The sequence below is a fragment of the Anaerostipes sp. AF04-45 genome (assembly GCF_003461725.1).
Lineage (GTDB): Bacteria > Bacillota > Clostridia > Lachnospirales > Lachnospiraceae > Anaerostipes > Anaerostipes caccae.
The window spans coordinates 393,757-420,353 of sequence record NZ_QTXQ01000001.1 but is presented as its reverse complement, the minus strand read 5'-3'; the positions used below and the strand labels follow the sequence as shown (position 1 = coordinate 420,353).

General features: G+C 43.3%; 34 protein-coding genes. 25 read left to right on the top strand and 9 right to left on the bottom strand.

All coding sequences use genetic code 11. The features are described 5' to 3' along the window. Positions 1–197 precede the first annotated feature (197 nt). The 14 genes from DWV34_RS02165 (at position 198) to DWV34_RS02095 (ending at position 9,961) form a co-directional block, all read left to right on the top strand. Positions 198–1,031 (top strand): GIY-YIG nuclease family protein, encoded by an 834-nt coding sequence (locus DWV34_RS02165; RefSeq protein WP_009291065.1) that lies wholly within the window; start codon positions 198–200, stop codon positions 1,029–1,031. A gap of 41 nt (positions 1,032–1,072) precedes the next feature. Beyond that, complete coding sequence (gene rhuM / locus DWV34_RS02160; protein ID WP_009291066.1) at positions 1,073–1,264, top strand: RhuM family protein; 192 nt, start codon at positions 1,073–1,075, stop codon at positions 1,262–1,264. 306 nt (positions 1,265–1,570) lie between these two features. Continuing rightward, positions 1,571–2,017: a GNAT family N-acetyltransferase gene (locus tag DWV34_RS02150; protein WP_009291067.1), complete on the top strand. Its 447-nt coding sequence runs from the start codon at positions 1,571–1,573 to the stop codon at positions 2,015–2,017. A gap of 11 nt (positions 2,018–2,028) precedes the next feature. After that, positions 2,029–2,514, top strand: a complete 486-nt coding sequence (locus DWV34_RS02145) for a GNAT family N-acetyltransferase (protein ID WP_009291068.1) — start codon at positions 2,029–2,031, stop codon at positions 2,512–2,514. Between the two features lie 123 nt (positions 2,515–2,637). After that, the gene (locus tag DWV34_RS02140) at positions 2,638–3,405 is read left to right on the top strand and encodes a GNAT family N-acetyltransferase (RefSeq protein WP_009291069.1); all 768 of its coding nucleotides are present in this window, start codon (positions 2,638–2,640) and stop codon (positions 3,403–3,405) included. Beyond that, a complete protein-coding gene (locus DWV34_RS02135) occupies positions 3,406–3,906 on the top strand; it encodes a GNAT family N-acetyltransferase (RefSeq protein WP_009291070.1) in 501 nt (166 codons plus the stop codon). Between the two features lie 5 nt (positions 3,907–3,911). Next, positions 3,912–4,553: an HNH endonuclease gene (locus DWV34_RS02130; protein WP_009291071.1), complete on the top strand. Its 642-nt coding sequence runs from the start codon at positions 3,912–3,914 to the stop codon at positions 4,551–4,553. A gap of 15 nt (positions 4,554–4,568) precedes the next feature. Further along, positions 4,569–5,129, top strand: a complete 561-nt coding sequence (locus DWV34_RS02125; RefSeq protein ID WP_009291072.1) for a DUF3795 domain-containing protein — start codon at positions 4,569–4,571, stop codon at positions 5,127–5,129. Between the two features lie 175 nt (positions 5,130–5,304). Further along, positions 5,305–5,847: a dihydrofolate reductase family protein gene (locus tag DWV34_RS02120; RefSeq protein WP_118475151.1), complete on the top strand. Its 543-nt coding sequence runs from the start codon at positions 5,305–5,307 to the stop codon at positions 5,845–5,847. Positions 5,848–5,861: 14 nt separating this feature from the next. Next, on the top strand, positions 5,862–6,656 hold the full coding sequence (locus DWV34_RS02115; RefSeq protein WP_118475149.1) for a class I SAM-dependent methyltransferase: 795 nt from the start codon (positions 5,862–5,864) through the stop codon (positions 6,654–6,656). 12 nt (positions 6,657–6,668) lie between these two features. Continuing rightward, on the top strand, positions 6,669–7,094 hold the full coding sequence (locus DWV34_RS02110; protein WP_009291075.1) for a GNAT family N-acetyltransferase: 426 nt from the start codon (positions 6,669–6,671) through the stop codon (positions 7,092–7,094). Positions 7,095–7,118: 24 nt separating this feature from the next. Then, positions 7,119–7,301, top strand: coding sequence for a DUF6440 family protein (locus tag DWV34_RS02105; protein WP_009291076.1), 183 nt, complete (start codon positions 7,119–7,121; stop codon positions 7,299–7,301). 80 nt (positions 7,302–7,381) lie between these two features. Beyond that, entirely contained in the window at positions 7,382–8,017 is a 636-nt protein-coding gene (locus tag DWV34_RS02100) for an endonuclease III domain-containing protein (RefSeq protein WP_009291077.1), read from the top strand. A gap of 33 nt (positions 8,018–8,050) precedes the next feature. Continuing rightward, complete coding sequence (locus DWV34_RS02095) at positions 8,051–9,961, top strand: sensor domain-containing diguanylate cyclase (protein ID WP_118475147.1); 1,911 nt, start codon at positions 8,051–8,053, stop codon at positions 9,959–9,961. A gap of 47 nt (positions 9,962–10,008) precedes the next feature. Here the strand turns inward: DWV34_RS02095 and DWV34_RS02090 are convergent, their stop codons facing one another. The 3 genes from DWV34_RS02090 to DWV34_RS02080 all read right to left on the bottom strand — a co-directional run bounded on the left by DWV34_RS02090 (position 10,009) and on the right by DWV34_RS02080 (position 12,702). Then, positions 10,009–12,090, bottom strand: a complete 2,082-nt coding sequence (locus DWV34_RS02090; protein WP_022261218.1) for a right-handed parallel beta-helix repeat-containing protein — start codon at positions 12,088–12,090, stop codon at positions 10,009–10,011. Between the two features lie 153 nt (positions 12,091–12,243). Next, a complete protein-coding gene (locus DWV34_RS02085) occupies positions 12,244–12,504 on the bottom strand; it encodes a spore coat protein (protein ID WP_009291083.1) in 261 nt (86 codons plus the stop codon). A 12-nt stretch (positions 12,505–12,516) separates the two neighbouring features. Next, complete coding sequence (locus DWV34_RS02080; RefSeq protein WP_006567906.1) at positions 12,517–12,702, bottom strand: hypothetical protein; 186 nt, start codon at positions 12,700–12,702, stop codon at positions 12,517–12,519. Between the two features lie 142 nt (positions 12,703–12,844). Here DWV34_RS02080 and DWV34_RS02075 point away from each other — a divergent pair, with 142 nt between their 5' ends. The 7 genes from DWV34_RS02075 (at position 12,845) to DWV34_RS02045 (ending at position 17,416) form a co-directional block, all read left to right on the top strand. Further along, a complete protein-coding gene (locus DWV34_RS02075) occupies positions 12,845–13,378 on the top strand; it encodes a GNAT family N-acetyltransferase (RefSeq protein ID WP_009291084.1) in 534 nt (177 codons plus the stop codon). A 110-nt stretch (positions 13,379–13,488) separates the two neighbouring features. Continuing rightward, on the top strand, positions 13,489–14,100 hold the full coding sequence (locus tag DWV34_RS02070; RefSeq protein ID WP_022261217.1) for a recombinase family protein: 612 nt from the start codon (positions 13,489–13,491) through the stop codon (positions 14,098–14,100). Between the two features lie 213 nt (positions 14,101–14,313). Beyond that, positions 14,314–14,562 carry a hypothetical protein gene (locus DWV34_RS02065; RefSeq protein ID WP_009291086.1) on the top strand — a complete coding sequence of 83 codons (249 nt, stop codon included), beginning with the start codon at positions 14,314–14,316 and terminating at the stop codon, positions 14,560–14,562. A 53-nt stretch (positions 14,563–14,615) separates the two neighbouring features. Further along, positions 14,616–15,194, top strand: coding sequence for a hypothetical protein (locus DWV34_RS02060; RefSeq protein ID WP_022261216.1), 579 nt, complete (start codon positions 14,616–14,618; stop codon positions 15,192–15,194). Between the two features lie 107 nt (positions 15,195–15,301). Further along, positions 15,302–15,649, top strand: coding sequence for an MmcQ/YjbR family DNA-binding protein (locus DWV34_RS02055; RefSeq protein ID WP_009291088.1), 348 nt, complete (start codon positions 15,302–15,304; stop codon positions 15,647–15,649). Further along, a complete protein-coding gene (locus DWV34_RS02050; protein WP_009291089.1) occupies positions 15,646–16,371 on the top strand; it encodes a nitroreductase family protein in 726 nt (241 codons plus the stop codon). The genes DWV34_RS02055 and DWV34_RS02050 overlap by 4 nt, the downstream gene beginning before the upstream one ends. Positions 16,372–16,396: 25 nt before the next feature. Beyond that, positions 16,397–17,416, top strand: a complete 1,020-nt coding sequence (locus tag DWV34_RS02045; RefSeq protein WP_009291090.1) for an NUDIX domain-containing protein — start codon at positions 16,397–16,399, stop codon at positions 17,414–17,416. Positions 17,417–17,468: 52 nt separating this feature from the next. On the opposite strand, the gene DWV34_RS02040 is transcribed toward DWV34_RS02045, so the two are convergent. Genes DWV34_RS02040 through DWV34_RS02025 form a run of 4 tightly spaced genes read right to left on the bottom strand, consistent with a single transcriptional unit; the run spans position 17,469 to position 20,531 of the window. Then, positions 17,469–18,044: a TlpA family protein disulfide reductase gene (locus DWV34_RS02040; protein WP_009291091.1), complete on the bottom strand. Its 576-nt coding sequence runs from the start codon at positions 18,042–18,044 to the stop codon at positions 17,469–17,471. 9 nt (positions 18,045–18,053) lie between these two features. Further along, on the bottom strand, positions 18,054–18,725 hold the full coding sequence (locus DWV34_RS02035) for a cytochrome c biogenesis CcdA family protein (protein WP_022261215.1): 672 nt from the start codon (positions 18,723–18,725) through the stop codon (positions 18,054–18,056). 8 nt (positions 18,726–18,733) lie between these two features. Further along, positions 18,734–20,098: an FAD-dependent oxidoreductase gene (locus DWV34_RS02030; RefSeq protein WP_187115067.1), complete on the bottom strand. Its 1,365-nt coding sequence runs from the start codon at positions 20,096–20,098 to the stop codon at positions 18,734–18,736. Continuing rightward, on the bottom strand, positions 20,085–20,531 hold the full coding sequence (locus DWV34_RS02025; protein ID WP_009291094.1) for an RrF2 family transcriptional regulator: 447 nt from the start codon (positions 20,529–20,531) through the stop codon (positions 20,085–20,087). The genes DWV34_RS02030 and DWV34_RS02025 overlap by 14 nt, the downstream gene beginning before the upstream one ends. A 178-nt stretch (positions 20,532–20,709) precedes the next feature. On the opposite strand from DWV34_RS02025, the gene DWV34_RS02020 reads away from it, so the two are divergent. From DWV34_RS02020 to fucO, 3 genes are all read left to right on the top strand, one after another. Further along, positions 20,710–21,672, top strand: coding sequence for a DUF1848 domain-containing protein (locus DWV34_RS02020; RefSeq protein WP_022261214.1), 963 nt, complete (start codon positions 20,710–20,712; stop codon positions 21,670–21,672). Between the two features lie 5 nt (positions 21,673–21,677). After that, positions 21,678–22,232 (top strand): TetR/AcrR family transcriptional regulator, encoded by a 555-nt coding sequence (locus DWV34_RS02015; RefSeq protein ID WP_006567893.1) that lies wholly within the window; start codon positions 21,678–21,680, stop codon positions 22,230–22,232. Positions 22,233–22,358: 126 nt separating this feature from the next. Then, positions 22,359–23,507 carry a lactaldehyde reductase gene (gene fucO, locus DWV34_RS02010; RefSeq protein ID WP_006567892.1) on the top strand — a complete coding sequence of 383 codons (1,149 nt, stop codon included), beginning with the start codon at positions 22,359–22,361 and terminating at the stop codon, positions 23,505–23,507. Positions 23,508–23,572: 65 nt separating this feature from the next. Here fucO and DWV34_RS02005 read toward each other — a convergent pair whose 3' ends face one another. Beyond that, positions 23,573–24,619 (bottom strand): phosphatidylinositol-specific phospholipase C/glycerophosphodiester phosphodiesterase family protein, encoded by a 1,047-nt coding sequence (locus DWV34_RS02005; protein ID WP_118475143.1) that lies wholly within the window; start codon positions 24,617–24,619, stop codon positions 23,573–23,575. Positions 24,620–24,847: 228 nt separating this feature from the next. Between DWV34_RS02005 and DWV34_RS02000 the strand changes: the two genes are divergently transcribed. Continuing rightward, complete coding sequence (locus DWV34_RS02000; protein ID WP_006567890.1) at positions 24,848–25,930, top strand: glycerol dehydrogenase; 1,083 nt, start codon at positions 24,848–24,850, stop codon at positions 25,928–25,930. On the opposite strand, the gene DWV34_RS01995 is transcribed toward DWV34_RS02000, so the two are convergent. Further along, positions 25,927–26,556, bottom strand: a complete 630-nt coding sequence (locus tag DWV34_RS01995; protein WP_009291097.1) for a TIGR01906 family membrane protein — start codon at positions 26,554–26,556, stop codon at positions 25,927–25,929. The genes DWV34_RS02000 and DWV34_RS01995 overlap by 4 nt on opposite strands. Positions 26,557–26,597: the final 41 nt, after the last annotated feature.

Here is a 26,597-nt window from a genome sequence, read left to right as displayed (position 1 = left end):
AACATATCGATGTAGAGCTTGAGATGGATGAGATTGATTTGACAGCTGCGAAGAGCAAAGTAGTGCCTAATCTTTCTGCAATGAAAAAGATCAAATTATTTTGTGATCGTAATAATATTTAATATGGTGCTATCGAAGATGCTTGGCTAAATTGCAAGATAACTTCCGATAAATCATAGGAATTGAGAGGTTTTTTTATGGCTATAAGTAAGAAACTTGAGACGATATATTACAACGGACAGCCGGATGGAATACGTTCAATTCGTAGACATCTTTCGACAATGACAACATATGTTATTCCTCGTCCGTTGTTAGCCGAAGCAAAGAAAATATCAAATACAAATCGTCCCGGAATATATTATCTTATCAGTGAAAATGATAATAATAAAATTGCCCAGCTTTATGTCGGACAAACACGGAATGGTATAATCCGTTTAGATGATCATAATCGATCAAAAGACTTTTGGAATAAAGCAATTATGTTTCTAGCAGATAGCAAAACTTTTACTTTAGATATGATAAGTGGACTAGAAGCTTACGCTATTAATAAGGCAACAGACGCTAAACGATATAAAGTGGAAAATACAGTTAATTCGAAATATGAAATCGATGAATATGATCTTCCATTGATAGAAGAAGTATATGAAGAGATCCGATTTATAATGGCAACACAAGGATATAAGATGGAAAGTTCAGAGAATTCAATCAATGAAGCGAATACATTACATACAACAAGAAATGGAGTAAAGGCATTTGGAGCTTACGATGGTGATCATTTTGAGGTTTTGGAAGGCTCTCAAATAGATTTCAGTAGAAGAGTAAAGTTAGAAAAATATAATGCTCAGAGAGAAAAATTGCTTAATGATGGGGATATTATTGCAGACAAAAACGGAGTATATATTCTGAAAGTTTCTCTTGAATTTAATACACCAAGCGGAGCGAGTGATTTTGTACTAGGTGGTTCTACTAATGGGTGGATAGAATGGAATAATAGAGAAGAGAAAACTTTGGATGAGATATATAGAAAATAATTTTTTCGTATCAATTTCCGATAATATATTGTTATCGGAAGTTGAATACAGAATATAAGGAGGATTGGGCGAAGCGCCTGAATGGCTTCTTGGAGTTCAACGGAAATGAAATCCTCACAGATGCAGGAAAAATCAGTGCAGAGAAGGCAAAGCTCCATGCAGAAACTGAATTTGAGAAATATCGGATTGTACAGGATAGAATGTTTATGTCTGACGACAATAAATTTTATTAGCGATATCGATATTAAAAAGGGAAAAGATACAATGACTGCATTATTCAAGCAGGAATTGAAAAGAAATAAATTTTGGAGCCTGGACAAGAGAATATAAGGGAGATAAGAAGAAAACTAGAGTTCAATTAGAAATGAGCCAATAGAATCTTATTTACAACATTATCTTACTTATGAACGAAGGTGCAATTGGTTTTGAAGATCCTGAGGAATTTAGTGATCAGTTGAAAGAAACAGTAAGATTTTTTGTTGACAGATAATTTGTAGTATATGAAGATTTGAATTGTTAGTTGGGGATGTGAATTTACCATGAGAGAATTAAAAGAAATAAATATTAATAACATAGAGGAAATCAAATCATTATTTGCAGAGATTTTTACAAAAGAACCCTGGAATGATGATTGGAGTGACTTGACACAACTGCATGAATATATCATGGATTTAATAGGAAACAGCAATTCTTTAACATTGGGTCTGTTTGAAAATGATGAACTCATTGGACTTTCAATGGGAAGCATCATGCACTGGCATATAGGAACAGAATATTACATTTTTGAATTCTGTGTGAAAGAGCAGTATCAGTCTAAAGGCATTGGTACGGAATTTTTACAAATGGTTGAACAATATGCCAAAAGCAGACAGATCACGCATATTTTTTTACAGACAGAGAGAACTGTACCTGCTTTTAATTTTTATAAGAAAAATGGTTTTATCGAATTAAAAGACCATGTATCCCTTTTTAAAGAATTTAATTAAAGGAAAGCCCAATGGAATATAAGATCAGACAAATGTATCCAAATGAATACCCTTATCTAAAAGAGTTTTTATATGAAGCAATTTTTCAAAAAGACATGGGGAACCTTCTGCCAAAGGAAATCATCAATAAACCAGATTTAAAAATATACATAGAAGACTTTGGACAAAAACACGATCATTGTCTCTGTGCCGAAGCAAGTGGAGAAATCATTGGAGCATTGTGGACACGGATCATTCCCGGATACGGGAATATCGATGACAAGACTCCCGAATTTGCAATTTCTCTTTACAAAGAGTACAGAGGAAAGGGAATCGGTACAAAAATGATGCAGGAGATGTTGTCTCTTTTAAAATCAAAGGGATACAAAAAGGCTTCTCTGTCAGTACACAAAGAAAATTATGCATTTAAAATGTATCAGAATCTGGGTTTTAAAATCATCGATGAGACAGAGGAAGAATTTATTATGATGTATGATTTGACAAATACAGTGATCTAGCCGCCAATGTAAGGGGAATCAGGTGATGAAAGAAGAAAATAAAGCCTGGAAAGGGTATCATTTTCAGGCTTTGGATGACTGAGCAGACAACAAGCAATATTTAAGAAGAGAAAGGACTATGGCATGCCTGTTAAATTGAAAGATACAATGAAAGCAAAAAAACTGTTCGGAGACTGGCAGGAAACCTTAATCTGGTCCTGTCTTCAAAAGGTCATGGGAGACATCTATGTGGACAATGCTTCAGACCCACAGTCTGCCATGGCTGTTCTTGGTGACTTCTGTTTTTTTGCCGGAAATGCAGAGGAAGATATCGTCTCTTTCAAACCGGAAAACTGTTTCCAGGACTTTATCATTATGGTGCCGCAGTCTGAGGAATGGGCGGAACTGATCGTCAAAAATTATGGGGACAGAGCAAAACCGGCAACACGTTATGCCATAAAAAAAGAACAGAATATTTTTGATAAAGATACTTTAAGGTCTGCCGTTAATTCATTAAAGCCGGGATATATCCTGCGAATGATTGATGCAGACCTTTTTGCGCTGTGCAGATCAAGTACATGGTGTCAGGATCTGGTCTCACAGTTTAGGGACTATGAGATGTATAAAAAACTTGGCATCGGATTTGCCGTTTTGAAAGGGAAATCACTCGTGGCGGGAGCTTCTTCTTACGCAAGATACAGAGAAGGAATTGAAATAGAAATTGACACGAAGGAAGAGTTTCGGCGAAATGGACTGGCCTATGCATGTGGAGCAAAGCTGATACTGGAGTGTCTGGACAGAGGACTTTACCCAAGCTGGGATGCCCAAAATCCAGCATCCGCTGCACTTGCAGAGAAATTAGGATATCATTTTGACTATGAATACAGAGCATTTGAAATATGGGGATATTAAATGGAAATAAGGTTATTGGAGGAAGACGATATCGATGGTGTGTGTGGTATCTATGCGGCCAGTTGGAAAAGTGCATATAGAGGCATCATTCCTAAGGAGTTTCTGGATAACATTGATAAGGAAAAATGGCGTGAGGGAATTGAAAATTCTGAATTGATTTCATTAGTCATGATGAATGGTGAAAAGATAATCGGCACGGCCTCCTACTGTGCTTCCAGATTCATCAGTCTTAAGGATTTTGGGGAAATCGTCTCGCTCTATTTGCTTCCGGATTACTATGGAAATGGATATGGCAGACAGCTTTTGCAGGCGGCAGTTGACGGACTGGCTGAGCTGGGGTATACTTATGTCTTTCTGTGGGTTTTAGAAGAAAATATGAGAGCCAGAGCCTTCTACGAGAAGTTTGGTTTCCAGAACAGTGGAGACTGTCTCACGGATTATATCGGAGGAAAAGATTTAAGAGAACTGCGTTATATCTATAAAATAAAGTCAGAGGTGTAAATATAATGGGATTTTCAGAAAAAGTCAAGGAAGAAGCAAGGAGAAAATCAGGTTTCAGGTGCGTCATCTGTCAGGAACCATTTGTTGAAGTACATCATATCATTCCTCAAAGTGAAGGGGGAGAAGATACGATTGAAAATGCTGCACCCCTTTGTTCCAGATGTCACGATCTATATGGAGACAACCCTGCAAAAAGAAAACAGATCCGTCAGATGAGAGATTATTGGTTTGAGGTCATGGAGAAGAGAGATAAAGAGGGCTTGGATGAGTTAGGGCCGATTGCACCAGATCCTGACAGAGTGAATGCCTTGCGGGACAAAGGGATAGCAATCCAGCATACTGTTTTTGCAGAAGAAAATTTTCAGACGGCTGCCAGAATGATATATAAATTGATTTACACTGCACAGCAGAATTTTCCGAATCAAAAACGTATTCTGTATTTGGATATTGAAGGACATCGAAATGGCGCAGGAGGCTATGATCACGACATGATGGAACTTCAGAAAGACTTTATTTTAGGTTTTCTAATGCCCTATATTACGGCCGTACATATGCCGTTGATCAGTGTTGAAAATAAGAAACTGCAGAAGAATGAACTAGTTGAAGATTTGGCGATTTTTGCAGAAGAGGAAGGAACCAAAGGATGAATAAAGGAGACAAAAATGAAGAATTTTAAAAGAGATAACCTTCTGTTCTCCCTCTGCGGCCTAAACTGCGGACTTTGTCCGATGAAAATAGACGGTTATTGTCCGGGCTGCGGCGGAGGTGCTGGAAATCAATCCTGTAAGATTGCCAGATGCAGTATGGAGCACGGAGGGATTGAATACTGTTTCCAGTGCGGGAAATATCCATGTGAGAAGTATGAGGGTATCGATGAGTTTGATTCATTTATCACACATCAAAAGCGCCGGACAGATTTTGAAAGAGCCGAAGAAGCCGGTATAGATTTTTATAATGCAGAACAGAAACAGAAAGCTGAGATGCTGTGTGATTTATTAGATCATTATAATGATGGACGGAGAAAAAGTTTTTACTGTACAGCAGTCAATCTTCTGGATCTGGATGATGTCAGAGCAGTGATGGCAAGTATTCATGACGGACTTAAACCGGATGAATCAACTCTGAAAGAAAGAGCTGCGGCTGCGGTCAAGATTTTCCGGGAAAAAGCCGGGGAGCGGCAAATCGTGCTGAAACTGAAGAAAAAGCCGAGGAAAAAGAAATAGATGCTTTTAGTAAAGGCAGCGTTTATCTAATATTTTACCAGCGAACCACTGCCCGGTTTAACATAATAATATAAGGGACATTTTGTACATTGACAAAAAGACTTCTGCTTGCTAAAATCCCAGTTAACATTAAGAAGACGGCACCATAAAACAAAATTTTCATGGGCAAAAGGCGGTGAATGAGATAAGAAAAACGATATTGTATACTGCAGTGAGCCTTGACGGCTTTATTGCAGACAAAAACGGCGGGATAGAGTGGCTGGAAAAGCAGGACATAGGACCCGAAGGCCAGGAAAGTTATGAAAATTTTATCCAGACAGTGGATACGGTGGTCATGGGTTATACAACCTATCATCAGATCACCACGGAACTCTCAGCAGGGTTTTGGCCATATGAAGGAAAAATGACTTATGTGATGACACACAGGGCTATGGAGGATAAAGAAAACATTAAGTTTGTAAATTCTCCATTAGACCAGTTTATCTCAGCCTTGAAGGATCGGCCGGGAAAAGATATCTGGATCTGCGGAGGAGCGGACCTGGTAAACCAGCTGATAAAATCAGGGCTGATCAGCCGCTTTCATATTTCTGTGATTCCGGTTATTTTAGGAAACGGAATCCGGCTGTTTCACGAAGGCAATCCTGCAAACCAGCTGAAACTGATATCAGCTGATAATCTTCACGGAATGACGGATTTAGTTTATGAAACATGTGAATAGCAGGAGAGGGTACTATGATTCAGAAGAAGGAGATTGACAGCGGAACTGGATTTGACTGGGGACGTATATCAGGAGACTATGCTAAATACAGAGATATTTATCCGGAGGAGTTTTATCAAAGGCTTCTCGACCGGGGCGTCTGCACTCTGGGTCAGGATGTCCTGGACATAGGAACGGGTACTGGGGTAATTCCCAGAAATTTACATTCCCATGGGGCAAGATTTACCGGCATTGATATATCCGGCCAGCAGATAGAACAGGCAAAGAAGCTTGCGGCGGCCGGTCACATGGATATCCGCTTTCTCTGTACTCCGGCAGAGGATGTGCCTTTTTTACCAGGTTCATTTGATGCGGTGACAGCATGCCAGTGTTTTACATATTTTAACCATGAGGTATTAGCGGCCAAGATCAGCAGCCTGCTGAGAGATCAGGGAAAATTTGCAGTATTGTATATGGCGTGGCTGCCGCAGGAGGACGAGACTGCCGGAAAGAGCGAGGAGCTGGTGCTTAAATATCATCCGCTGTGGACCGGATGCGGTGAAACAAGACATAAGATTCAGATTCCGAAGGTATATATGGATTACTTTGACATTGAATCCGAAGAGGTGTTTGATCTGGAAGTGCCTTTTACGAGAGAAACATGGAATGGAAGGATGAAAGCCTGCCGGGGGATTGGTGCTGCTTTGCCGGAAGAGGAAGTGGCGGCTTTTGAAGAAGAGCATATGAGACTTCTCAGACAGACTGCTCCGCAGGAATTTTGTGTTCTTCACTATGCTGCAGTGACGGTGCTGCGAAAAAAGGCGGAATGACAGGAGGAGAAAGTGGGAATTACATTTGTAACAAAGAAGGAACTATTTGACGATGCAAGAGCTATCCGGGAAGAAGTGTTCGTAAAAGAGCAGGGATTTGTTGAAGAGATTGACGAAACGGACGGAAAAGCAGTTCATGTTGTGTGTTATGATCAGGAATATCCGATTGCAGTGGGCCGATATTTTGAAGATGACCAGGAAGGAATCTATCACATAGGCCGGGTTGCCATCCGAAAGAAATACAGAGACCGGCACATCGGCAGGAAGATCATGGAGTTTATGGAGGAGTGCATTCGGCAGGAGGGAGGGAAGACAATCCATCTCTCAGCCCAGGCCAGGGTTAAGGAATTTTATGAGAAACTTGGGTATCAGAAAAGAGGAGAATCTTACATGGAAGAACACTGTCTGCATATACCTATGGAAAAGCATATAAAATAAAATTAAAAAGGAGTTCATGGGATCATGAAATCAGATGACAGATTTAAGAGGATTTATAAACAGGGCAAAATGACAATCACAGAAATATGGGTAGACCGCGTCACGGGAGTAAATTATTTATATCATGAAGATGGTTATTCAGGCGGGCTGACTCCGCTTCTTGACAGAGACGGAAAACCCGTAGTTTCGCCTGTTGTAAACGGTTAATCAACCGAACCGAAGCATATACACAACAAAAGCTGTCCTCAGTGGGCAGCTTTTGCTATAATAGAGAAAAGGAGTACAATATGACAAAAGACAAATTAGCGTTGGAGATCATAGAGCGGCTGAAAAAAGAATATCCTGATGTAGGGTGTACTTTGGATTATGACCAGGCATGGAAATTGCTGGTGAGCGTGCGTCTGGCGGCACAGTGTACAGATGCCAGGGTAAATGTGGTCGTCCAGGATTTATATGAGAAATATCCGGATGTGAATGCTCTGGCAGAAGCAGATCCGGCGGACATAGAGGCGATCGTCAGACCATGCGGGCTTGGGCGGAGTAAGGCAAGAGATATCAGTGCCTGTATGAAGATATTGAGAGACGAGTATGGCGGCGGAATTCCGGATAACTTTAAGGATCTAATGAAGCTTCCGGGAGTAGGACGTAAGAGCGCCAATCTTGTGATGGGTGATGTTTTCGGGGAACCGGCAATCGTTACGGATACCCACTGCATCCGCCTGGTAAACCGTATGGGTCTGGTGAACCAGATCAAAGATCCAAAAAAAGTGGAGATGGCACTCTGGGAGATCATACCTCCCGAAGAAGGAAGTGACTTCTGCCACAGGCTGGTATTTCTCGGAAGGGATATCTGTACTGCAAGGACGAAACCGCACTGTGAGAAATGCTGTCTGCGGGATATATGTCCTAAAGAGGGAGTATAGAGTCAAGACAAAGGTCTGAAAGGAGGAGCCGGTATGAAGAATCAAAAGTTATTCAAAACCAATGCTGCGGTAAGCATCATTCTGATCATCGGTTTTCTTCTGACATCCATATTCAGCTATAAAGCTAACTATAAAGCGTCTTTGGACAACATTGAGCAGGTGTCCTCCCTTACATCAGAGGGCATATATTATCAGATGAGAACGATTTTTGCAAAGCCGGTCAATGTCTCCCTGACCATGGCACATGACAGCCTGCTCATCGAACATTTATCAGACCGGGCGTCCCGGGAGGACAGCGGGCGCTATGAGAAAAAGACGATGGATTACCTGCGTTCGTATCAGGAGAAATATAAATATGACTCTGTTTTTTTAGTCTCGGCATCTACAAAAAAATATTACAGCTTTAATGGGCTTGACCGGACGCTGGACAAGGGCAATCCAGAGAATCAGTGGTACTATGATATATTGAAAAGTAAAAGCGAGTATACCATAAAAGTGGATAATGATGAGGTGAAGGGCGCAGATAATAAAATTACGGTTTTTATCAACTGTAAGATCCAGGACAGCGGCGGAAAAGTTATCGGAGTCGTCGGCGTCGGAATGAGGGTGGATTCCCTCAAAAAGATTCTTCAGAAATATGAGAAGGAGTCAGAAATCGGGGCATACTTTCTTGATGATGAGGGGATCATCCAAATCTCTACCGCATATACAGGATATGAAAAAACAGACTGGTTTAAGATCCGTGGGAATGAACACATCAGGGATAAAATACTGGGGTGGAAGAAAGAAACATCCGATTTGGATATCTGGACCAAACAGTCCAAAGACGGCGTCGGAAAAAGTTTTATATCCACCCGTTATATACCGGAATTGTCATGGCATCTGGTGATTGAACAAAAGACCGGAAAATTGATTGATGAGATGAAGCAGGAGATTTACGGGTCAATATTTATGATCATAGCCATTATTCTTGCAGTGTTATTTATTATCACTTCAGTGATTAAGAATTTTAACAGTCAGCTGACTTATTTAATGACAGAGAAGCAGACCCTGTTTAAAAAAGTCACAGAACAGCTCTATGAAAATATCTATGAACTGAACATTTCAAAAAACTGTCCGGCAGGAAAGAGTACAGAGAGATACTTTGAGAGCCTGGGGGCAGGAGACATACCGTATGATCAGGGGCTCAGAGTGATTGCGGAAAAGCAGATAAAAGAAGAGTTCAGAGACGGGTATGTAAACACCTTCACACCGGAAAATGTTTTAAGAGAGTATAAAAACGGCAATCATCATCTGCAGTATGACTTTATGATCTCGGAGGACGGGGCGCATTATTTTTGGATGAGGATTGATGCATATACGTTCTTATCCTCAGAAGATAAATGTATTCATATGTTTACTTACAGAAAGAACATTGATGAGGATAAGAAAAGGGCCCTTCAGATGACAAAAAGGGCAGAGACAGATGAAATGACTGGATTCTATACAAGAGCCGCTGCGGAAAGGTGCATCGGAAAGGTTTTATCAGAAAATGAAGATGCCATGTACGCTTTTTTCCTGTTCGATATTGATAACTTTAAGCAGGCGAATGACCGGTTCGGCCATGTGTTTGGTGATATGGTCATCAAAGAGTTTACAGCAGTTATACGAGAGCATTTCCGTGAAAATGATATTTTGGGGCGGATCGGCGGCGATGAATTTGCGGCATTTCTTCCGGCAGAGAATTTAGAGACTGTGGAGGCAAAGGCAAAGGAGATTTCTCTCAGTCTCAGCAGGACCTTCACAGACGGGGTGTCCAGCTGGAAGATGTCGGCCAGCATCGGTGTCGCTGTCGCTCCCAGGGACGGAAAGGATTTTGTCTCTCTGTATAAAAATGCGGATGCGGCTCTCTACGAGACAAAGCAGAGAGGAAAAAACGGATATACAATTTCCGGACGATTATAACCTGTATGGAAAAGGGAGTAAATCATGCTGTGATTTACTCCCTTATTTTAATGCTTTCTTTTGTTCAGAAGAGAAAGCGGAAATCGTTTCCTGGGAAGGGGCTTTAACTGGGCGGGCGCTGGTTTCCATCTGGCATAGAGAGTGTAATGCTCTGTGCTTCCATGGTGGATCGTGGTTACCTGTTTTCCTCCGAACGGGTCATCATACCATCCGAGAAAAGCAAGGCCCGGAAGTTCTTCCGGAGGATTCAGGATGAGATCAGGCGAATCTGCCGTATAAAAAACCGGGTTGGTGTTCTGGGATTCCAACAGGTTTTCACAGCGTATCCTGAAACGGACGGGAGCCAGAAGAACGAAAGTCCGGTCAGGATTTAAGCGGAATTCCCAGCCATTAAATCCACGGGAAGGCATTCGGAATTTTTCTGCGTCTGAAGGCTGAAGACCGAAATATTCGAATAAAGGGGCGCAGATGACAATTGGATCTCCTTTCGTATTTGGAGAAATATATTTGGAAGTCTCAAGACGGATACAGGCATTGGGATGAAGGGTGTTCTGCAGGTAGAGATGTGTATCCGCATCTTGGAGAAAAAAGCCGTCATATAAATTTTGTCCTCCCTCAAGAATAAGGGAACTGCCGTATTCAAGAGAGATGCCGACGCCTGCTTTCTTGGCAAGGTTCTGTGAAAGCCGTGTGGTGCCTCTTAAACTTACAATGCTGCCGGAGCCATGGGAGAGGATTCCGCCGCCGCATCCAAAACGAGCCGTATTGTCCTCGATGATACAGTCATATAGGTTTGCATCCGCAGGACCTTCTTTGGAATCAAGAAAGATTCCTCCGCCTGATCCTGCCTGATTTTGAATAAATTCTGCGGATGTCAGGGAAAGATTTTTTTCACCGGAAGAAGACTCAGACAGAAAGGCCAGCCCGCCGCCGGATTTTTCTGCGGTGTTTCGGGAAAAAGAAGTCTGTGACACATTGACATTTCCTCTGCCGGATGAACTCATGGCAATGCCGCCGCCGTCTGAAGAAGAAATATTTTCAGAAATTGTGCTGTCTGTAAGGTGAAAGGTAAATTCTCCGCTGCTTGCACTAAAAGCAATGCCGCCGCCGCAGGAAGCCGCCTGATTTTTCTTTATATCAGAATTCATCAGTGCCAGGCGGACAGATCTTTTTGAAGAGAAGTTTGTAAGGGAAATGCCTCCGCCCATTCCATTGGCTTTGTTACTGGAAATACAACATTCATTTAATGTAACTGAGGCCCCTTTTTTGGAAACCAGGCAGAGCCCTCCTCCATTTTCCTCTGCACTGTTTTCAGAGAGGACAGAGTCCTTTTCGATATCCAGCTGATCTTCTTCACTGCATCCAAAGAAGTAAATGCCTCCTCCGTAAGCGGAGGTGTTTCCGGAGATCTTCACATCACCTGACAATGTAAGGGAAGAAGGGACTCCCGTATCTTCACGGAAACCTGAAAAATTAATGCCGCCGCCGTATCCCAGGGCAATGTTATCAGTTATGGCAGCCGTGTCAGAAACGCTGAGGAAACTTCCCGCTTTTCTTTCAAAAGAGCGAAGGTAGATCCCGGCACCGTGGGCCGCAGTATTGCGGGTAATCAAAGCGCGTCCAAGGACTGCAAATTTATCATCGGGATGTTTGGCGGCAGCCATGACAGCGCCTCCGCAGAGTCTGGAGGAGCAGTCACAAATCTGCGAGTCTTCGGTCATCAGGAAATGGCTTGAAAGGGAACAGCTGCCTGAAAAATAAACGCCTCCCCCTTCTGTATAGGAATGGTTGTTCCGGAGAACTGCGCCGTGTTTCAGAATAAGTGTACCGCCAGAAACTAATATTAAGGAACGGTTCAGAGGATCTCTGACGGAATGAAGTTCTTTTTGACCGTCTAATACAATGTTTTGAAGAGTGAGGCTGCCTCCTTCTGAAACATGAAACATAGCAGAGGGAAAGGAAGCGTCTTTATAAAGGGTGACCGTACATTCTTCGGAGCGGCCGGTGAGTATCAAGGGAGTATGGACTCTGATTTGTCTGGTAACTGTGAAATCTGAAACTGCCTGTATGTGAGTTTCTTTGGATTCCACAGCGTTCAGCAGCTCGGTTTGATTGGAGACTGGAGTCAAAATATCACCTGCTTTTTTCAGTTCAATCTTATATTTAGTATATGCAGAATTAACAGGAAGGGGGAAAGATATGGGTTGATATAAAAATAATAAATAAATAGAAAAAGCGGCATCCAAACCTAATATTTTGGACGCCGCTTTTAAAAAAATTACTTAAAACATTTTATCCTGCGGGAACAGAGATTTTACATGATCTACTTCTTCCTGAGTGGCAGGTGCTGCAGGAACATAATACTCACGTTCTCTTGCAAGCTTATAAATTTCTTCCTGAGACATTTCACACTGGTTTCTCATCTGTTTTAATGTCTGCTTTAATTCCTGGTTTTCTGACTGTGCGATCATTCCGCCATACCTTGTCAGCTCTCCGTTTACGCCGGCAAGCGTATCGGCTACCATAGTCTTATCATCTAACATTCTGCTTCCTCCTTACTTAAGAAACTGCATTAATTTTTGTTTGCTGTCCATTGCTGACTGAGCGGATTGCTGAAAGAATTTTTTTAATGCGGGATCTGTTGCCTGGTCTGCATAAGCCTGCATTTTGCAGTGTGTGGTGTCAAAACCGCCGATTAAGTGACGAAGGTTCTGTAAATCTAACATAGATATATTTGCCATTGTAATGCCTCCTTTAAAATTTATTACCTCTTTAGTATCCCAAACAATTTTTATAGTATGCGAAATGAAAACAGCTGTATAAATTTGATTGATTTTGTAATAAAATTAAATTAAAAAATGAATTTAGACTGGAGGCATTAAATTGAATTATATATATCAGTGGGAAAAGGCGGAAACAGAAGATTTTTCAAAGATTTACGAATTGATGACGGAAGCATTTCCGCCGAGTGAAATAAGAAATGAAGAAGGTCAGAGAAATCTTCTGAGCCGTTCGGCGTATCAGCTTTATACAGTGAAACAGGACAACGAAATACACGGACTGCTGGGCGTGTGGGAATTTGACACTTTCATTTTTATTGAGCATTTTGCGGTTGATGCATCTTTAAGGGGAAATGGAATCGGGGGAATGCTCCTGAATGATTTTCTGAATCATATGGAAAAAACAGTGTTTTTGGAAGTAGAAGAGCCGGGAACAGACCTGGCAAGGAGAAGGATAGGATTTTACGAAAGAGCCGGGTTCTGTCTCAATGATTTTGATTACATACAGCCGGACCTCCAGCAGGGACAATCTTCTCTGCTGCTGAAAAACATGACATATCCTATGAAACTATCAAAAGAAGATTTTGAACGGATGAAACAGCAGATTTTTGAGACGGTATATCAAATAAAGGCTTAAAGATACGGTGTGCCCTATGGGTAAACCCTGCAGGTATAAGATTGATTCTTTCTTGTGATACTTTATAAGAGTAGATTTTTAAATTACAGTATATAGGAGGGAATGAATTTATGGAATCAGGAAAACCTCGTGTGTTTGGATACGTCAGAGTGTCTGCAAGAGACCAGAATATTGACCGGCAGATGATCGTGATGGAAAAGCTGAAAATACCCAAAAACAATCTGTTTATTGACAAGCTTTCAGGAAAGGATTTTAACCGGCCCAGCTATAAACGGATGGTAAGGAAGATGAGAGCGGGAGATGTGCTCTACATTAAATCGATTGACCGTCTGGGCAGGGATTATACTGAGATAATAGAGCAGTGGAGAATCCTCACGAAAAAAAAGAAGGCAGATATCGTCGTCGTAGACTTTCCGCTGCTGGATACAAGGAAAAAGGACAAGGATCTTACCGGTACTTTCATTGCGGATTTGGTTCTTCAGATTCTATCTTATGTTGCACAGACGGAGAGGGAGAATATCAAGCAGAGGCAAAAGGAAGGGATCACTGCCGCAAAAGCAAAAGGTGTTCGGTTCGGGCGTCCCGCAAAGGATGTACCGGAAGATTTTTTTGAAATCTATGAGATATGGAAGAAGAAAAAAATCAGTCTCAGAGAGGCATCAAGAAGGCTTCAGGTAGACCACAACACATTTAAAAAATGGGCTTCTCAGTTCACATGCTGAACTCTGCATTGGCAGCAGTGTGTGGTGAAAAATGTAGACTTTTTTCCACGGTCTGAAAAATACATAAAGTTCTTTCAATAAAGCCCTGTTTTCCGCGGCTTCCGCTTTTGCAACAAATTATAGCATATGCTTGGAAAAAAGTCTGCTTTAATCACCAGGCGTACTTTACGCAGAAAAGTGCAGGGAGATATAGAGGATGGGAGGATATAGAAAATGGCAGAACAGGGACTGTTGGATTTTTTAGCAGAGAAGAGCAGATGTGCATATCTTTCGGAACTCAGAGACAGGCAGAAAGACAGAGAAATAAGCCGGATTTTGAAGAAAATTAATGCGGAAAGCTTCAGTACAAAAGACTGGCAGGATGCATTGGAGTATTTTACAGATGTAAGAGAAGAGATTCAGGATAAAAAAAGTGCAAAAGCGTATCTGGAAGCTTATTTTTCAGGAAAATACAGTAAATAACTTCACAATTTTATATTTCTGCATAATATAAAAGAAAAAGGAACTGTATAAGCATGAGCTTTTGTGAAAATATATGGGATTCGGATCAGGGAGAAACAATCAAGATCCAGGGCGGAACCATTGAAAATATTATGCACTCAGCTGACGCAGATTACGTTAAAACAGTGTGCAGGCTTCAGAAAGACAGCAGAATTCAGTCCGTTGTCGTTATGATTGTGGATGAGCATACATTGATCCACTGCAGCGACGGGAAAAGAATTACTTCCAGGGATCTGAAGGAAGGCATGACGGTGGATGCCTGGATCTCAAAGGCTATGACAAAAAGTATTCCGTCTCAGGCCAGGGCATACAGGATTATTGTGAAAAGCAGTCCCTGCGGGACTGCGGTTACGGACGGGAGAGTGGCAGGGATTGATCTGCACAACGGTTTTTTGTATACAGGAATACCCGGAAAACCGGAAAGCCAGATCCGTTTTGTAGTCACAGAGAACACTCCGATTCTGGACCGCCGGGGAAGCAGGATACGGCTTAGAGATTTAAAACAGGGCGACCGGGTACGGGTAGAACATGCTGATTTTATGACTGCAAGCATTCCGCCCCAGACAACCGCGTTTGCGATAAAAAAATATTAGCAAATACTAAGAAGCAGACAGGATTTTACTGTCTGTTTCTTCTTTTTTCGGGCAAAAATCAAGGATCAGTGTTATAATAAAAAAGCTATGGAAAGGAGGCCCGGGGTATGAGAACAAGAAAAGAAGTAATTGAATTTTGTATGTCTCTGAAGCAGGTTTATGAAGACTATCCGTTTCAGGACAGTAACTGGACGCTGATGAGACATGAAACGAATAAAAAGACATTTGCTTTTATTTTTGAACGGGACGGACATATCTGGGTCAATATAAAGTGTGATCCGGAATGGATCTTAGTATGGAGAGAGACTTATGATTCTGTTGTGCCGGCTTATCATATGAATAAAAAGCATTGGAATTCTATCATTCTTGACGGCTCAGTGCCGGATGAGGATATCAAACGCATGATCGGGGAGAGCTACGATTTGATTCGGGCGGGCATAAGGAGGCAGAAATGAATACGAGAGAAGCAATCAATATAAGATGTTCCAGGAGGACGTACCTTCCGGAATATCTAAGGGAAAAAGATGCGAAACCATTGTTTCAGATGATCCGGGAAATCAATAAGGAACAAGGGCTTCATCTGCAGCTCATCACAGATGAGGGCAACATTTCCAAGATTAAAATGAGCTACGGCATGTTTAAAAACGTGCATGGATTTATAGCAATGGCCGGAAGAAAAGACGATCCGCATTTAAAAGAAAAGCTGGGTTATTACGGTGAGAAGCTGGTCCTTCTGGCTACCACAGCCGGGCTCGGCACATGCTGGGTGGGCGGTACATATAAGAAGGACAGCTGTGTGTGCGGCTTAGAACAGGGAGAGAGCCTTGAGGCGGTCATTACGGTTGGATATGTAGAGGCGGATAAGAGGACGAAAGAAAAGATGATATCTTCTTTCGTAAAGAAAAAAGGAAAAAAAGCAGACCAGATGCTAAGGGCGGAAGAGCAGGTTCCGGACTGGATCATGCAGGGGATGGAAGCGGTTGAGAAGGCGCCGTCTGCCCTGAATGCACAGCCGGTGGAATTTCAGTGGAAGGATGGAAAGCTCACGGCCCATGTTACGATTAAAAACGGATTTGAAGAGATCGATATGGGGATCGCAAAGCTTCATTTTGAACTGGGAACAGAAAAAGCAGGATACTGGGAACTGGGAAACGGAGCAGAATTCCGATATTTATAGAAAATAAAAACAGGATGGATGATCGATGAGCGAGACAAAATTTTCAACACTGTGCTATATAGAAAAAGATGAGAAATATTTAATGCTTCACCGGACCGTGAAAAAGAACGATGTTAATAAGGACAAGTGGATCGGCGTGGGAGGACATTTTGAGTATGGGGAAAGCCCGGAGGACTGTCTGTTAAGAGAGGTAAAGGAAGAGACGGGACTCAAGCTTACATCCTGGAAGTTCAGGGGAATCCTTACGTTTCTCTGTGACGACTGGCCGATGGAATATATCAGCCTTTTTACGGCAGACGAATTTGAAGGAGAGATAACCGCCTGCAATGAAGGTGTCTTAGAATGGGTGGACAAGAAAGATATTCTGAGCTTGAACCTTTGGGAAGGGGATAAGATCTTCTTTAAGCTGCTGGCTGAGAATGAACCTTTCTTTTCGCTGAAGCTTGTCTACCGGGGAGACTGTCTTCGGCAGGCTTGTCTGAATGGCAAAGACATGGAGCTCTTTGATATATTGACTCCGGACGGAAAACCCACAGGGATCGTAAAGGAACGATCGATTGTGCATACGGGCGGTGATCTCCACGGGACTTCCCATATCTGGCTGGTGCGCAGGAAACAACACGGCTTCGATGTTCTGCTGCAAAAGCGCAGCAAAGAAAAGGATGCTTTTCCGGGGTGCTATGATGTGTCATCGGCAGGCCACATGGCAGTAGGGGATGATTACCTTCACACCGCGGTGCGGGAACTTTCCGAAGAACTGGGAGTAACGGCAGAGCCGGAAGATTTTAAGTTTATAGGGATGAGGGACTCCGTCGTAAAGGATACTTTTCACGGAAAGCCGTTCCACAATCATGAGCTGAGTGCAGTTTACGTATATGAGACAGATCTTTCCGAAGAAAAGTTCCGGCTGCAGAAGGAAGAAGTAGATTCGGTTCTCTGGATGGATTTTCGGGAATTTGAAGAAAAAGCCCGAAACGGCGGGATCCGGCATTGTATTTTTGCAGATGAAATCAAGATGCTCGGAGAGTTCATGGGGTGTAAATAATAAGAGGAGCGATACTGACAATGGATGAGTCAGTTCCGCTCCTTTTATTATGCTATTTTATCAGCTTTTTGATCTGTGCCTCCAGGGCACTCTCTTCCATAGCGCCCCTGGCTCCGGAGACAATTTCTCCGTCCCGGTTGATAAAGTAGGTTGTGGGGAGAGATTCTGCCTGATAGTTATAGGCAGCTTCCTGTTCCGTGTCATAGTAAACAGGGAATGTATATCCCTGCTCTTTGATAAAGGAGGACGCTTTTTTCTTTGTCTCCCTTGCCCCATCGGTCATGTTGACCATGACAAAATCGACTTTGCCGGAATATTTCTTATACATGGCCTCAAACCCGGGCATCTCCTGTTTGCACGGCGGACACCAGCTGGCCCAAAAATTTAACACAATTGGTTTTTTGCCGGTCAGAGAAAAGAAGTTTATCGGCTTTCCGCCGGCATCCTCTGCGTTGAAGTCCGGGGCAGTGACAGCTTCCTGTTCTTCTGTATCATTTACGGAAGATGTTTCTTCGGATGCAGTATCTGCCTTATATTTTTTGCTCAGGTTCTGGTAGAGAACAAAAGCTCCTGCTAAAAGTGCGATGAGTATGACAAGAATCCCTATCAGTTTTGTTTGTTGTTTCATAGATCCCTCCTAAAATGTCAAGATTGATAAAAAGCGGTCCATCATTCCCAACATCATCATAAGCCCCACGATAATCAGCAGAATTCCTGATACTTTTGTGATGATGCCATAGTGCGATTTGATCCAGCCGAAAGCCCCCATCAGACGCTCAATGAGCACGGCGCTGAGAATGAACGGGATGCCGAGGCCCATGGAGTAGAGAAACAGCATGAGGATGCCTTCTGCCATGGAGCCCTGCTGTGACGCCATCATCAGTGCAGAGCCAAGGAATGCCCCTACACATGGGGTCCAGCCAATGGAAAAAACAATTCCAAATAAGAAAGATGATGCAAGGGTATGTTTTTTCACTTCCATAGAACTGCGTTTTGTCCTGTTTAAAAAGCTTATGTTAAGCGCTCCGGTAAAATTCAGACCAAAGATGATGACGATCAGTCCGGTGATTATGTTGACAATCATTTTATGTGAGGTGAGCAGCCCTCCGAGAGTTCCCGCGAAGGCACCCAGAAGGATAAAAACCAGGGTAAATCCCGCAACAAACGTTATGGCATTAGGCAAGGCTTTGTGTCTTGGGCGGTCTGTTGTCTCTCCCGCAAAATAAGAAATATAGATAGGGAGCATCGGCAGCAGACAGGGTGATATAAAGGTTACGATACCTTCTAAAAATGAAATTAAATACTGCATAAAGTCTCCTAGATGTTAAATAAGTCGTTGAGTGCCTCGCTCATGGTCGGATGGGTGTAGATTGTATCTCTCAGCACAGTATATGGAAGATGTACATCCATAGCGAGTTTGATCAGGTTGATCATTTCGTGAGATTCGGCACAGAACAGATGAGCGCCTAAAATCTCGTTTGTCTTCGTATCAATCACGGCTTTTAAAAGCCCGGTTTTTTGTCCGAGGACATTTGCCTTTGGGATGGCAGCAGCGGGAAGTTTCGCAATTTTATATTCATAACCCTGCTCAGCGGCCTCGGTCTCGCTCAGTCCCACTCTGGAAAACGGAGGATCTAAAAAGACACTGTACGGTACGGCGCCGCGGTTCTTTATGGTTCGTTTTTTATCTCCCAGAATCTGTGATTTTACAATGCGGAAATCATCCAGGGAAATGTAAGTGAACTGAAGTCCTCCGACTACGTCGCCCATTGCATAGATGCCCGGAACATTTGTCTCAAGAAATTCGTCTGTTTTGACTGCACTGCGGGGAGTCAATTCCACACCGGCAGCGTCAAGGTTCAGATCATTTACGTTGGGGCGGCGTCCAGTGGCGATAAGAACGGCGTCCGCTGAAATTTTTTCACCGCCCTCCGGCGTTTCCACAGACACAACCGTTTCAGTCTCTTCATCACGGACGGAATTTATTTTTGTGGAGAGCAGAAGTCTTACTCCGCGTTCTTTCAAGCTTTCTGCGACAGCATCGGCAATATCCCGGTCTTCTCTCGGAAGAAATACTTCCCCGTCCTGGATGACAGTAACTTTAGAGCCGAAGTTGGTGTAGATAGAAGCAAACTCCATGCCGATATAGCCGCCGCCGATGATGACAAGACGCTTTGGCAGTTCCTCCAAAGAAAGTATAGTCTCACTGATATATGCCCGGCGGCTGTCTGAGAGACCCTCGATCAGAGGGACAAACGGGCGGGCTCCCGTATTGATAAAAATCTGATCTGCTTCCAATTCCAGTGTTTCACCCTGTAAAGCCACGGCCACATGCCTGCTGTCCAGAAAGGAAGCAGTTCCGTTATAAACATCTGCATTCTCAAGGTCTGCGACCTTGTGATAGTTTTTATCTCTTAATGCAGCTGTCAGCCTTGTCTTTTTTTCAACAGCCTTCCGGTACAGCTTTGCCTTTTCTTCAAAAGAAGAATCAAGCTTTGCAGAAAAAGCTGCGCTCGTCACAAATGATTTGGATGGGATACATCCAACATTGATGCAGGTTCCTCCGTACATGTCAGCATCCTTTTCAATAAGAGCGACGTTCTTTCCGTTTGCTGCAAGCGTGCCTGCCAAAGTTTTTCCGCCTTTTCCGAAACCAATGATCACTGCGTCATATTTTTTCATTTTCATTCTCCTTTACTGTGGATGAACCGAAGATCTTTTGATCGATGGTTTGAATGGTTACTTGTTTCAAATAATCTTTGCATAACTGATCCAGTGTGCCGTAAATATCATCCATAATGCCTGCCATGCCGGAAGCCACCAGACAGGGCAGATCGCTGCCGCCGCTCCGCCAGGAAGAAGAGACAAAGGGAACATCCAGGGCACTGCTGACATCATAAAGAGTTACTTTGGATGGGTCCAGGTCAAACAGATATCCTCCCACCACCCCTTCTTTTGTAGAAATCAGCCCCTTTTTCTTGAGTTTTCCCATGATCTTTCGGACTCTGGCCGGGTTCGTACAGATATTGGCGGCCAGCTTGTCGCTGGATACGCTTTCTCTTTTATGGTTTAAAAAAACGAGTGCGTGGACTGCTATCGTAAATTCGCTGTTCATCGGCTGATCTCCCCTCTGTCTTTTCGGATGTGTAATATTTTGAGTTACAGTTTATATTGTAATCATAGCAGTTACAGTTCTGAGTGTCAAGAAGAAAATATGGAATCTCCCCGAAAACCGTGGTACAATGAAGCCAGTGAAAGAACCAGTGGTAATGAATCTGACAGGGAGACTGCTTATGATATTGAGTGTCAGCAGAAGGACCGATGTTCCGGCTTTTTATGGAGAATGGTTCATCAACCGGCTTCGGGATGGTTTTGTTCTCGTGAGGAATCCGGTGAATCCAAAACAAGTCAGCAAAATTCTGCTTTCCAGAGAAAACATTGACTGTATCGTGTTCTGGACAAAGAATCCTGAAAATTTTATGAAGTATTTAGGAGAGCTTTATGAGTATCCATTTTATTTTCAATTTACACTCAATGGATACGGAAAGGATATAGAACCGGGAATGCCCGATAAGAAAAAAGAATTGATTCCCCTGTTTCAGGAGCTGTCCGAAAAGATCGGGAATGAACGGGTTATATGGCGCTATGATCCTGTGCTGATCAGCAAAGATTATTCTATAGAATGGCATATTCATACGTTTGAATCCATGGCAGAAGCCCTGGAGGGATATACAAAACAGGCGGTGATCAGTTTTTTAGATATGTACCGGAAAATAAGCAGACGGATGACACAGGAGGGAATACGCCGGCCCACCGAAGAAGAAGTCTTTCAATTTGCTCAGAGAGCAGGGACCTCCGCGGGAAATCATGGTATGACTGCGGTGACCTGTGCGGAGCACTATGACCTTTCCGGCTTCGGCATCAGACCGGGCAGCTGTATCGACAGAGTACTTGTGGAAAAGCTTATTGGAATGAAGATTTCTGTGGATAAAGATAAAAATCAAAGGCCGGAGTGTGGATGCGCAGAGAGTATTGATATCGGAAGTTATGATACCTGTCCGGCAGGCTGTCTGTACTGTTATGCCGGCCACAGCAGAGAATTTGTAAATCAAACTGCGGCACAGTACCGGCCGGAGGCTCTGATGTTATGCGGAAAGACGGATCAGTTCGATAAGATAACGGAAAGAAAAGCCGAGTCCTGCGTCATTACACAGCTGAGTTTTTTTGAGGGAAGCACTGGCGGACAAATGAGGTGAGTTTCATGGATGCATCGGAAAAAACAAAATACAAACTGGCAGGTGCCGTCAGGGAACTGATGGTTTTTACGCCTGTGGACCGGATCACGGTAAAACAGATCGTAGAGCGGTGTGATGTGACAAGACAGACATTTTACAGGAATTTTAAGGACAAGTATGATTTGATCAACTGGTATTTTGATAAACTTGCCATCGTATCTTTCCGACAGATGGGTGTGAGCCTTACACTCAGGGAAGGACTGATCAAGAAGTTTGAATTTATCAAAGGAGAGCGCTGCTTCTTCACGGCGGCCTTTAAATCAGAGGATCATAACTCACTGCTCCAGCATGATTTTGATTTTATCTATGAATTTTACAAGGATATTATAAAAAAGAAATATCAGAAAGAGATCCCGCCGGATATCAAATTCCTTTTGGAAATGTACTGCCGGGGATCGATCGCCATGACGGTTCAGTGGGTAACCGGCGGAATGAAGCGGAGCACGGAAGACATGGCAGAGCTTCTGGTCAGGGCTCTGCCTCCGGAACTTGCAGAACTTTTGAATGACTTTAAAAAGTGACACTTTTAGGGAAGTGTCACTTTTTTGACATTATGGGAAATGTGTCACTTGTCCGCCTGTTCCGCCCGGAGGTAAACTGATAATGAAAGAATCACGATAAATCAAAGGTATCTTAAGGAGGTTGTTATGGCAAAGCGTATTGTATTGAATGAAACGTCCTATCACGGAAAAGGTGCAGTCCGGGAAATCGCAGCAGAAGTCGGAGCAAGAGGCTTCAAAAAGGCATTCATCTGTTCGGACCCTGACCTGGTAAAGTTCGGCGTTACAAAGAAAGTAACAGACGTGTTGGATGAGGCGGGATGCGAATATGAGGTTTACTCCAACATTAAACCAAATCCTACGATCGAAAACGTTCAGACAGGTGTGGCTGCATTTAAGGAGTCAGGTGCAGATTATCTGATCGCCATTGGAGGCGGATCGTCTATGGATACTTCCAAGGCTGTCGGAATCATCATTGCAAATCCGGAATTTGAAGATGTGCGGAGTCTGGAAGGCGTGGCGCCAACTAAGAATCCGTCTGTTCCAATCATCGCAGTTCCGACGACCGCGGGAACCGCAGCTGAGGTTACGATCAACTATGTCATCACAGATGTGGAAAAGAGACGCAAATTCGTCTGTGTAGACACCCATGATATCCCGGTCATTGCCGTCATCGATCCGGATATGATGTCCTCTATGCCGAAGGGCCTGACTGCCGCAACCGGAATGGATGCCCTTACCCATGCGATCGAAGGATATACTACAAAAGATGCATGGGAAATGACAGACATGTTTCATCTGAAAGCGATTGAACTGATCGCACAGAATCTGCGGGGTGCAGTGGAAAATACAGAAGAGGGCAGAGAGGGAATGGCTCTCGGACAGTATGTGGCAGGAATGGGATTCTCAAATGTAGGACTGGGAATCGTACACTCCATGGCTCATTCACTGGGAGCAGTCTATGATACACCGCACGGTGTTGCAAATGCCATTCTTCTTCCGGCTGTCATGGAATACAACGCTGATGCCACAGGGGATAAATATAAGTACATCGCCAAGGCCATGGGTGTGGAAGGCACAGAAGATATGAGTCAGGAAGAATATAGGAAGGCTGCCGTGGACGCGGTGAGACAGCTCTCCATCGATGTGGGAATTCCACAGGATCTGAAAGAAATCGTCAAAGAAGAGGACATTCAGTTCCTTTCAGAGTCAGCGGCCGCAGATGCGTGTGCACCTGGAAATCCAAAGGATGCAAGTTTAGAAGATATTATTGCAATCTATAAATCTTTGCTGTAAGAATTTACGCAAACGAAATGAAAGGACTGGCACACGGAAAAAGTGCGCCAGTCCTTTTTGCAGGATTATTTGCCGTTTTGAAGTTTATCAAAGAAATCTTTTGTCTTCAGAGAAAAAGAACATTTTTCTACCTCGGCATTTGTCAGAAAATCTGTATAAACCCCGTAGACACCGAGTTTCATATATTCTTTGGCTTCATATACACTGTTGACAGTATGTGTGAAAGAATACAGGCCTGCGTCACTTAGAAGCTTCATCCGGTAATCATTGACACTGCTCACAGGGACAGTGACAGCTTCAATGCCGTTGGCAGTGCAGAACCTGATCATTTTGCTGAACGCCACATCCGTCTGCTGATAAGTGGTATAAAGGAAGTGACGGAACGGATGAACCTGTTTTATGGCGTGATACATTGGCTGATTGTAAATCTGTACGATTAACCGGTCCAGAAGGTATTCTTTCTTCATTTCTTTTGCTGTCTTTACAATGACAGAGAAATCATTTTTTGCGGCTGCGGAATCACTGTCTTTGGTGTCTGTTATAATATATGTATCGGGATATTTGTCCATCAGTTCAAAGAGTTCTTTCAATGAGACAGAAGTGTATTTGCCGTACAGCTTAATATTTTTAAACTTTGCATAGGAAACAGGTTTGCCGCCCTTGCTCTTCGGATCACTCAGGTCTTTTCCCCAATAATGCCTTGCGACCATGACATGATCCGTAGTCTGCATCAGGTCAGCTTCAAAAACCCTGAAACCGTTTTGATAGGAATTTAAAAACGCATCTTTGGAGTTCGTATACTCCTTACCATCGATCTCTCCAAGAGCATGTGCAACCGCACGGTAGTCATACCACTGCTTTGACTCCTTCTTTGTCTGTGCGGAAGCTTTTTTATGATCAGACTGCTGTTTGACTTCATTTGCGGCATTCACATTTTGCTGCCGGCCCTGATAAAAACGGAACCCAGAAAAGAGTATGCTTCCAAGAAGGGCAAGAAAAGCAAGGCGCAGGGTGACCCGTTCAAATACTGCTCGGATATATTTAGGCTGATGTTTTGCTTTTTTAACGGCATTTTTGATGGATTTTGTTTTTATCTTTTTATTGTTCAGCATGAAACCTTCCTTTGTAAAAAAGACGTAATATAATTGTAACAATTATGTTAAAAATCATTATAACATAGGAAGACCAAAAAATCAAAAGCATATCAGCAGTCTGTGTGATAAAGTTTTAACATTCAACGGTGGATTTTGAAAGGAACTTCATGGTATAGTAAATGTATTGACGCTGGTTAACTTTTCAAATGATTCATAAGAATCAAAGGATTCAAGGAGGAAATTACTATGGCAAGTATCATTGCAAGTCCAAGCCGTTATATCCAGGGAAAAGGTGAGATGGAAAACCTTTGTACATATGCGGAAAACTACGGAACCAACCTTTTTGTTCTGACAAGTCCGTCAGGAAGAAAAAGAGTGGAGCCTTTCATCGCAAAAGGACAAAAAGATGCCAAGATTACATATGAGGCTTTTAACGGCGAGTGCTGTATGACAGAGATCAATCGTGTCATGGACATGTGTGAAAAGGCAGGAAGCGAAGTCATCGTGGGAATCGGCGGAGGAAAGATCCATGATACCGCAAAGGCAGTGGCTTATTACATGAAAAAGCCAGTCATCATTGTGCCGACCATTGCATCTACCGATGCGCCGTGCAGTGCACTGTCTGTGATCTATACGGATGACGGTGTATTTGAAAAGTACCTGTTTCTGCCGGCAAGCCCGAACATGGTGCTGGTGGACACCGATATTGTCAGCAAAGCTCCGGAACGCCTTTTAGTAGCCGGTATGGGAGATGCTCTGGCAACTTACTTTGAAGCGAGAGCCTGTCAGCAGTCTGACGCATCCAACTGTGTGGGAGGAAAGATCACACGCGCGGCCATGGCACTGGCTGAACTTTGCTATGAAACTTTGATTGATGAGGGGATTGACGCGAAACTTGCTGTCCGTGAAAATATCTGCACGAAGGCAGTAGAACATATCATAGAGGCAAATACTTATCTTTCAGGAATCGGATTTGAGAGCGGCGGTCTGGCAGGGGCACATGCCATCCATAACGGCTTGACAGCAATTCCGGAAACCCATGAATTATACCACGGAGAAAAAGTAGCCTTCGGAACGCTGGTACAGCTGGTTCTGGAAGGAGCGGATCAGGATGAGATTCAGGAAGTCCTCGGATTCTGTCAGGAAGCAGAACTCCCGACTACCCTTGCAGATTTGGGAATCAAGGAAGTAAAAGAAGAACAGATCATGGAAGTAGCACGCCTCGCATGCTCTCCGGACGACACTCTCGGCAACATGCCGTTTGAAGTGACACCGGAGGACGTATATGCGGCGATCATTGCGGCGGACGCACTGGGAAGATACTATTAAGATTCCTGTCTGCGGCACAGATGTCTTCCTGTGAGGAAGCAGACGGCACATAACAGAATAAGGACTGCGGCCATCAAAAGGGCGCAGTGAAGAAAAAAGGCATCCGGCAGGATGGTGATGACAGGGTCGAAAGCCTCATCGAAGATCCAGTAATCATTGGAGAAGGCCAGCTCGTGAAATGTCACGAAGGACTTGTCCCATCCGGCCGCCCAGACGAGAACTCCCAGAAGGAGCGGAAGCACGGCGGCAGAGACGGATGCCCTTTTTAAGAAACGGAAATCCTTTTTTTCCCGCTTCCATAAAAGGCCTGCAGGGATTATGATAAATGAGATGATACAGGCGTATTGGAGACCGGAGAAAATACGCTTCACATCCTGAAAGTGAATCCTTCCTTCCTCAGACATGGGAAGAGAGGGAAACTTCAGGTCTTTTTTATAAAATACTGAATTATAGTCAATGAGCCGGTCATAGTTTTCTCTGATCTGTTGTTCAGAGAGTCCGGATTCCCGGCTGATATGAAGAAGTTTTATATCGGCGTAGTAAAGAGGCCGGAAATTCAGTGTAAATATGACCGAAAATGATATCAGGAATATAGATAAAGAAACCGTAAGCAGAAATTGTTTCATGATGCACCGCCTTTCATGAAACCCATTATAACACAAGGAAG

Excerpts from the sequence above, each read along its gene's own strand:
- DWV34_RS02165 (WP_009291065.1), top strand. The coding sequence starts at position 198 with ATGGCTATAAGTAAGAAACTTGAGACGATATATTACAACGGACAGCCG.
- DWV34_RS02150 (WP_009291067.1), top strand. The coding sequence starts at position 1,571 with ATGAGAGAATTAAAAGAAATAAATATTAATAACATAGAGGAAATCAAA.
- DWV34_RS02145 (WP_009291068.1), top strand. The coding sequence starts at position 2,029 with ATGGAATATAAGATCAGACAAATGTATCCAAATGAATACCCTTATCTA.
- DWV34_RS02140 (WP_009291069.1), top strand. The coding sequence starts at position 2,638 with ATGCCTGTTAAATTGAAAGATACAATGAAAGCAAAAAAACTGTTCGGA.
- DWV34_RS02135 (WP_009291070.1), top strand. The coding sequence starts at position 3,406 with ATGGAAATAAGGTTATTGGAGGAAGACGATATCGATGGTGTGTGTGGT.
- DWV34_RS02130 (WP_009291071.1), top strand. The coding sequence starts at position 3,912 with ATGGGATTTTCAGAAAAAGTCAAGGAAGAAGCAAGGAGAAAATCAGGT.
- DWV34_RS02125 (WP_009291072.1), top strand. The coding sequence starts at position 4,569 with ATGAAGAATTTTAAAAGAGATAACCTTCTGTTCTCCCTCTGCGGCCTA.
- DWV34_RS02115 (WP_118475149.1), top strand. The coding sequence starts at position 5,862 with ATGATTCAGAAGAAGGAGATTGACAGCGGAACTGGATTTGACTGGGGA.
- DWV34_RS02105 (WP_009291076.1), top strand. The coding sequence starts at position 7,119 with ATGAAATCAGATGACAGATTTAAGAGGATTTATAAACAGGGCAAAATG.
- DWV34_RS02100 (WP_009291077.1), top strand. The coding sequence starts at position 7,382 with ATGACAAAAGACAAATTAGCGTTGGAGATCATAGAGCGGCTGAAAAAA.
- DWV34_RS02095 (WP_118475147.1), top strand. The coding sequence starts at position 8,051 with ATGAAGAATCAAAAGTTATTCAAAACCAATGCTGCGGTAAGCATCATT.
- DWV34_RS02085 (WP_009291083.1), bottom strand. The coding sequence starts at position 12,504 with ATGTTAGATGATAAGACTATGGTAGCCGATACGCTTGCCGGCGTAAAC.
- DWV34_RS02080 (WP_006567906.1), bottom strand. The coding sequence starts at position 12,702 with ATGGCAAATATATCTATGTTAGATTTACAGAACCTTCGTCACTTAATC.
- DWV34_RS02070 (WP_022261217.1), top strand. The coding sequence starts at position 13,489 with ATGGAATCAGGAAAACCTCGTGTGTTTGGATACGTCAGAGTGTCTGCA.
- DWV34_RS02065 (WP_009291086.1), top strand. The coding sequence starts at position 14,314 with ATGGCAGAACAGGGACTGTTGGATTTTTTAGCAGAGAAGAGCAGATGT.
- DWV34_RS02060 (WP_022261216.1), top strand. The coding sequence starts at position 14,616 with ATGAGCTTTTGTGAAAATATATGGGATTCGGATCAGGGAGAAACAATC.
- DWV34_RS02055 (WP_009291088.1), top strand. The coding sequence starts at position 15,302 with ATGAGAACAAGAAAAGAAGTAATTGAATTTTGTATGTCTCTGAAGCAG.
- DWV34_RS02050 (WP_009291089.1), top strand. The coding sequence starts at position 15,646 with ATGAATACGAGAGAAGCAATCAATATAAGATGTTCCAGGAGGACGTAC.
- DWV34_RS02045 (WP_009291090.1), top strand. The coding sequence starts at position 16,397 with ATGAGCGAGACAAAATTTTCAACACTGTGCTATATAGAAAAAGATGAG.
- DWV34_RS02040 (WP_009291091.1), bottom strand. The coding sequence starts at position 18,044 with ATGAAACAACAAACAAAACTGATAGGGATTCTTGTCATACTCATCGCA.
- DWV34_RS02035 (WP_022261215.1), bottom strand. The coding sequence starts at position 18,725 with ATGCAGTATTTAATTTCATTTTTAGAAGGTATCGTAACCTTTATATCA.
- DWV34_RS02030 (WP_187115067.1), bottom strand. The coding sequence starts at position 20,098 with ATGAAAAAATATGACGCAGTGATCATTGGTTTCGGAAAAGGCGGAAAA.
- DWV34_RS02025 (WP_009291094.1), bottom strand. The coding sequence starts at position 20,531 with ATGAACAGCGAATTTACGATAGCAGTCCACGCACTCGTTTTTTTAAAC.
- DWV34_RS02020 (WP_022261214.1), top strand. The coding sequence starts at position 20,710 with ATGATATTGAGTGTCAGCAGAAGGACCGATGTTCCGGCTTTTTATGGA.
- DWV34_RS02015 (WP_006567893.1), top strand. The coding sequence starts at position 21,678 with ATGGATGCATCGGAAAAAACAAAATACAAACTGGCAGGTGCCGTCAGG.
- fucO (WP_006567892.1), top strand. The coding sequence starts at position 22,359 with ATGGCAAAGCGTATTGTATTGAATGAAACGTCCTATCACGGAAAAGGT.
- DWV34_RS02005 (WP_118475143.1), bottom strand. The coding sequence starts at position 24,619 with ATGCTGAACAATAAAAAGATAAAAACAAAATCCATCAAAAATGCCGTT.
- DWV34_RS02000 (WP_006567890.1), top strand. The coding sequence starts at position 24,848 with ATGGCAAGTATCATTGCAAGTCCAAGCCGTTATATCCAGGGAAAAGGT.
- DWV34_RS01995 (WP_009291097.1), bottom strand. The coding sequence starts at position 26,556 with ATGAAACAATTTCTGCTTACGGTTTCTTTATCTATATTCCTGATATCA.